Raw genomic sequence first — 6,182 nt, forward strand, 5'->3', positions numbered from 1 at the left:
GGGCTACTGATGGGCAGCAGCCGGGTTTCGCCGCACTGCTTCTACCCGCGCCTGAAATTCGTCGGCGGGCACACGCTGCAGCAGTTCCTGTAATGCCGACAGCGGAAGCTCCTCAGCGTGATTGAAATTGATACAACTCTTACCAATTTTGAGCTTGGGAGCAACCGTTTTCAGCGTGGCGCCCAGTTCGGGAAAGTAGTAAAGAGTCTGCAGATACAGACTCAGATAGTTTTTCTTACTGGCCAGCGCAACGGCCATTTCCTTGCCCGCTACAAACTGCAGCATCCTGGTCTCTATCAGTTCAGTGTAGCCGGCAGGCATAGCCTTGCGCACCGCATTCCAGATGGTTTCCACGGTAGCGTGGCGGTCAGCTGGTACCATTGCCAAGAAGTCTGCGAAAGAAGCATGAGGTGAAGCGGGCATAGCAGAAAGTTTTTTTTGCGGGTACACTCTACGGAAATAGCTCAGTCCTGCGCGGCAGCTTGGCTTCTATACCGCTCCTACTTCCTTCAGGGCCTTCACCATTTCGCTCCACGAAAACTCCTTTTTACGGGCCCACACGCCGGCCGTAAACTCAGCTTCGCGCTGGTGCTCGTAGAAATCAACCAGCGCATCGGCAATGGCTTTGGGTTGAGGCGGCACCACGTAGCCTACTTCGCCGTCCGGTATCAATTCGGCCAGGCCGCCCACGTCCGTCACCAGCATGGGTCGCTCAAAGTGGTACGCAATCTGCGACACGCCGCTCTGGGTGGCATTTTTGTAGGGCTGCACTACCATATCGGCAGTGCAGAAGTAGTCCACCACCCGCTCATTCGGGATGAAATCGGTGGCGCGAATCAGGCGGCTTTCCAGCTTGTGCTGCTGGATAAGCGCTTCGTAGGGCGCGGCATCCTCGTAATACTCACCGGCCACAATGAGCTTCACGGGCAGCGCCGCCAGCCGCGCATCCGCAAAGGCCTCCAGCAAAATATCCAGTCCTTTGTAGGCCCGGATGAAGCCAAAGAACAGCAGGTAGCCATAAGCCGGATCGAGGCCCAGCGCCTGCCGTGCCTCCGGCTTGGGCTTGAGCGGGCCGAAATTGTCGTAGAGCGGGTGAGGCCGGTACAAGGCAGGCTGGTTGAAGTGCAGGCGGCGCAAGTCGGCCAGCACCGACCGGCTCATAGTCACGAAACCGTGGCAGGCCGAGAGGAAATACCGCGTGAGGGGCCGGTCGCCGGGCCGCTTCTCGTGCGGAATTACGTTGTCGGTGATGGCCACGATGCGGGTATGGCGGTTGCCGCGAATGGCCCGCGCAATAGTACCCAGCGCAGGCCCCATAAACGGCAGCCAGAACCGAAAAATCACCAGATCCGGCTTCTCGCGGCGCAGCTTATTGCCCACGCGCCACCACGTCCAGGGATTCACGGAGTTGATGCTGACTTCGATGTCGAGGTCGGCGGGACCGGGCTCGGTGCTGAACTGCGTTTGGCCCGGAAACAGGAAATCGGGGTATTGCAGCGAAAACGTCACCAGCCGTACCTCATCGCCGGTTTCGCGGAAGGCCCGCGCCAGCCGTTCGTTGTAGGTGGCCAGTCCGCCCCGCAACGGATACGCCGGCCCGATGATGACGACTTTCATAGAATGGAAACTTACAAAAGAAGAGCGTCATGCTTCATCTGGCGTCCGCATGCAGAAGCATGACGCCAGATGAAGCATGACGGACTGTAGGCACGCTGCCTAATTCAGATTCACCTTGTCCCGCACCAGATAGTCGTTGCGGTTGGCGCCGTTCAGCTGAATGAGTTCGGCCAGAAAACCCGTCAGGAACAGCATGGCCCCGATCATAATGGCCGTGAGAGCCAGGAAGAACAAAGGCTGGTCCGTCACGTTGCGGGTGGCCAGGTTGAGCATCCAGGAGTACCACACTTTCTCGCCTACCAGCCACAGCGTAATCAGCAGGCCAATCAGGAAGGAAACCGTGCCCATTGTACCGAAGAAGTGCATCGGCCGCCGCCGGAACCGGCTCACAAACGTGATGCTCATCAAGTCGAGGAAGCCGTACACGAACCGCTCCAGCCCAAACTTGGTGGTGCCGTACTTGCGCTCCTGGTGCTGCACCACTTTCTCCCCGATTTTGCGGAAGCCGGCCCATTTGGCAATAACCGGAATGTAGCGGTGCATTTCACCGTACACCTCAATGCTGCGCACCACGCGGTGGTCGTAGGCTTTCAGGCCGCAGTTGAAATCGTGCAGCTGAATGCCCGATAGCCAGCGCGTCGCGCCGTTGAACAGCTTGGTCGGAATGGTTTTCGACAGCGGGTCGAAGCGTTTCTTTTTCCAGCCGCTCACCAGGTCGTAGCCCTGCTCCGTAATCATGCGGTACAGTTCGGGCAGCTCCTCCGGCGAGTCCTGCAGGTCGGCGTCCATGGTGCACACCACGCGGCCGGTCGTTTCCTTGAAACCCACGTTCAGGGCTGCCGACTTACCGTAGTTGCGGTTGAAGCGGATACCACGCAGGTGCGTGTCGGTTTCGGCCAGCTCCTCAATCACCTCCCAGGAAGTATCGGTCGAGCCGTCGTCCACCAGAATCACCTCGTAGGTCAGCCCGTGCTGGGCCAGCACGCGGTGTATCCAGCGCGTCAGCTCCGGCAGCGACTCGGCTTCGTTGAGCAACGGAATAACAATGGACAGCTCAACCGGAAAAGAAGGACGCTTACTCAAACTCGGGGCGGGGATTTTTAGTGATGGCCGAAATCAGCAACGAAGCCAGAAAGCCCGTGAGTACCACGAAAATGACTACGAAAGCCAACATCAGGGGGCCATCAACGAACTTAGCGGTCCAACTCATGGCCTGCTCTATCTGAGCATCCGACATATTGCCACGCGCTTCCATGTCCGCGCGGGTTTTGTCGAGGATGCGCGCAGCAAAATTGGTATCCAGAAAGTTGACGTACACATACGTATAGATCAGGCTTATAATCGCCACGACCAAGGACAGCAATGTTCCGATGGTAATTCCCTGGCCATAGGTCATGAAGCCGGAGTTCTGCTGTTTGAAGTTGGTGTGCGCCATCCAGATACCCACCAGCAGCACAATTGTTGTAAGCCACTTAGCCGGAGTCTGATCCAGCTCAGCCATGCTGAGCGCAAACGAAATAATAGTGGAAATCAGTCCGACGATGAGGCCGTAGCGGATGGCCACGGAACTAGGCGTAGCGGTAGCGGGGGTAGTTGTGTTTTCCATGGGAAAGGTGTTGGGAAGTGGAAGGAAGAATTTGCAGGATGCAATATTCTATTTCCGCAGGAATATCCCACCCGGAATGCTAATTAAGATACCCAAAAGCATCTTCTTTAGAAACTCGTCCTGTGCAAATGCCTGGGGCGTATGCGCCAGATTACGCAACGTGGCTTCGAACTGCTGCCGCCCGTTGCTCTGCGCCAGATACAGCGACTTCGCGTTTTCCAGCAACTGCCGGGCTTCGGCCAAGTGCTGCTCGATGAGGCGGGCATCAGCGGTGCGGGCAAACAGGTAGAGGCCCGTGGCAGCCAACAGTGCGCCCAATAGTGTGGTCAGTAGCCCTACCCCTACTGCTTTGCCCAGACCTGGTCCATCTGTGTAATACCGACGCAGCAGAATCTGGCTGACAATAGCGGCAATCGGAGGAAAGAAATCCGAAAGCGTCCGTTTCGGGCCGTATGGGTTGTTGCCGGTTAGGTACAGGAACAATACCCATCCGATGCAGAGGGCTCCGGCTACCACACCACAGAGCAAAGCAGTGCGCAAAACCGGATTGGAGGGCGAAGCAGTAGTTTCCAAGAGCAAAGTAATTGAGAGCGGCAAGATACGATGCCTGCTCTCAATCTAGGCAGCCATGGCAACCGGCTCGGCAGTTTTGGGGCGGTTCATGAAGCGCAGCAACAGCACTTCGGCCAGCAAACAGGCCAGCGCCGCCCACAGGCAATACTGCCACAACGGCGTACCGACCCGTTCTGCCTTGTAGCGCGCCGCTACCGATTCGCCGGCGCTGGCATCGTACACCTGTACGTTTTTACGGTTGGGACCAATGAGCTGCCGCAATTCATCAGCCGAATACGCCGCCAATTCCGACTCCTTCTTGTCATTGTTGAAAGCCAGCGTAGCCACCGGCTGGTTGCCACGCAGCAGAGTATAGAAGCCTGGCTCACGCATGGCAGCAGGTACTTCAAAGCGCAAGGTGCCAGCCTGCAGCCGCTGGCTCGGAATAAAGGTCAGACTGTCTTTTGTGAGCTTGAACACCTGCTCTCCTTGGCTCGGATCGGCATCAATCGGGACAACCACTGTTCCCTGATTAAGCCGGTACGCCGGCTGCTGCTCCCGCTGATAGCTCTGCATAGCCAGCCGATACATTACAGGCACAAATAAAGCATGCTGGGCAAAGTCGGTACGCGCTTCATCAAAAGGAGTTGAGAACAGATAAACAGTGCCTTTGCCGCTTGCAAATGCTCCCAGAAAACCGTCTCCATCCTGCAGGCGCAGAATCTCATTACCCGAACGTGACCAACGCAACACCGGCGCAGCTTTCGGCATCACGGGCTGTCGGCTCTGCACACCAAATACGTCTCTGAAGAATGGGTTCCGCCGTTCAGGCACTGCCACCGAACGAAGTGCAGGCTTGCTTGCTACATCCTCCCACTGCACAGGCCCGATGCCCAAGTCCCGGAAAAGCTGATCATAAGAAGCCCGTCCCTGCGCATTGTCAGTAGGCACGATGGCCACCGAGCCACCGCGTTGTACTACCCGCCGCAGACTCTCCCGAAGTCCAGCCGTAATCTGGCTTTGCCCCTGCACCAGTAACAGGTTGGCCGCTTCTGCCACTTGATAATTCAGGCTGCCAGCAGTGGCCCAGCTGTAGGCGAAAAGAGGCTCATTGGAATACAGTTGCTGCGTAGGTGGCGTCTGCGGCCCGGTTATATCAACCACCTGAACCTTTGGCGAAGGCTGCAACGAAAAATAATATGAGTTGTCGAACGAAACCGGATAGTCCTCAAGTTCCACCCGGCATTGCTCAGACGCTGCGCTAGCCAACCGGACACGGGCAGTAACAGAAACCGGCATTTTTGCGGGCATATCTACCGAAAAAGTAGCAGCCTGCCGCTGACCAACAAACAATTTTACTTGGCAATTTTCTATTGCCTCAGTACCACCGTTGCGCAAGCGCACATGTAATAGTATATCTGCATTCATACGTACGAATGCGTCATCCAGCCAGACACTGTCAACAAAAGCATTGCGCGTTGCATTTCCGCCCACCGGCACCAGAAATACTTGTTGCGCCGAGTCCATTGCCCTTAATGACTGAGTGGAGAAAGCATTTTTCTGAAAATCAGAAAAGACAAATATTTCTCCTGGCTTTTGATTAGAAGTCCCCAGCCGACGAACCATATTGTCCATTTCAGATCTTTGCCCGGATACCTGCAACTTATCCAACTCCGCCCGAAATACTGCCGAATTCATAGGGCTTCCTGCTTCCTGCGCCAGCACAAACTGTGCTGCTGCCGAGTAGGCATTAGGCAATTCCCGAGCTTGCGCAACAGCTTGGTCAAAATACGACTGCTCTCCATTCACACCAGCCTGCATGCTGGGAGATGAGTCGACAAGTATCCCGGTTATCTGTCGTCTACTGGTATGCTCTGGTGCCTTGATGTAGGGCTGCACAAACATCAGCGTCAGAAAAACAACGAAGCAAATGCGCGTGAACAGAATTAAAAGGTGCTTTAACTTACGCTGACGTGCGGTAATAAGTCTTACCTCTTTTATAAAGCCTACATTAGTAAACAACAACCGCTTTGGCCGACGCAGCTCGAATAGGTGTATGACTACTGGAATAGCGATACCCAGCAAGCCAAGCAAAAACCAAGGATATACCAGAGCCATAAAAAAATAGTGAAGTGGTGAAGATAGACATAAGTAGTTTGAGTTGAATGCACAGATTCGTTACACTTACTTACTCTAATAAGCATTAATCATCTGCTATAGCTAGTTATACAAATAGTTATAAACGACCTTCAAGCATGATTACTACCATTTAGCACTGCCACCAACTACCATACAGGCTGGCACTTGGCGTCGCGTTACTACTTCTCCGTTCCGTTCGATGCGGAGCCCTTCCCTCTCCTGAAGTCTGGAGGCGGAGCGGCCGTTGCGGGCCGGGCAGGGGGTGGGG

The 6,182-nt window shown here is 55.3% G+C and carries 6 protein-coding genes; all 6 read right to left on the reverse strand.

What is annotated here, in order from left to right; genetic code table 11:
- Positions 1–3: 3 nt before the first annotated feature.
- Entirely contained in the window at positions 4–381 is a 378-nt protein-coding gene (locus IC231_RS16025; RefSeq protein WP_190785494.1) for a DUF1801 domain-containing protein, read from the reverse strand.
- Positions 382–489: 108 nt separating this feature from the next.
- A complete protein-coding gene (locus tag IC231_RS16030; protein ID WP_190785495.1) occupies positions 490–1,617 on the reverse strand; it encodes a glycosyltransferase in 1,128 nt (375 codons plus the stop codon).
- A gap of 99 nt (positions 1,618–1,716) precedes the next feature.
- On the reverse strand, positions 1,717–2,700 hold the full coding sequence (locus tag IC231_RS16035; protein WP_190785496.1) for a glycosyltransferase family 2 protein: 984 nt from the start codon (positions 2,698–2,700) through the stop codon (positions 1,717–1,719).
- Positions 2,693–3,223, reverse strand: coding sequence for a DUF4199 domain-containing protein (locus IC231_RS16040; RefSeq protein ID WP_190785497.1), 531 nt, complete (start codon positions 3,221–3,223; stop codon positions 2,693–2,695). Before IC231_RS16040 ends, IC231_RS16035 begins: the two co-directional genes overlap by 8 nt.
- 48 nt (positions 3,224–3,271) lie before the next feature.
- Positions 3,272–3,796 (reverse strand): DUF4199 domain-containing protein, encoded by a 525-nt coding sequence (locus tag IC231_RS16045; RefSeq protein WP_190785498.1) that lies wholly within the window; start codon positions 3,794–3,796, stop codon positions 3,272–3,274.
- A 45-nt stretch (positions 3,797–3,841) separates the two neighbouring features.
- The gene (locus IC231_RS16050; RefSeq protein ID WP_190785499.1) at positions 3,842–5,893 is read right to left on the reverse strand and encodes a BatA domain-containing protein; all 2,052 of its coding nucleotides are present in this window, start codon (positions 5,891–5,893) and stop codon (positions 3,842–3,844) included.
- Positions 5,894–6,182 lie beyond the last annotated feature (289 nt).

Origin of the sequence: Hymenobacter duratus, from assembly GCF_014698995.1 — a bacterium.
In the GTDB taxonomy this organism is placed as follows: domain Bacteria; phylum Bacteroidota; class Bacteroidia; order Cytophagales; family Hymenobacteraceae; genus Hymenobacter; species Hymenobacter duratus.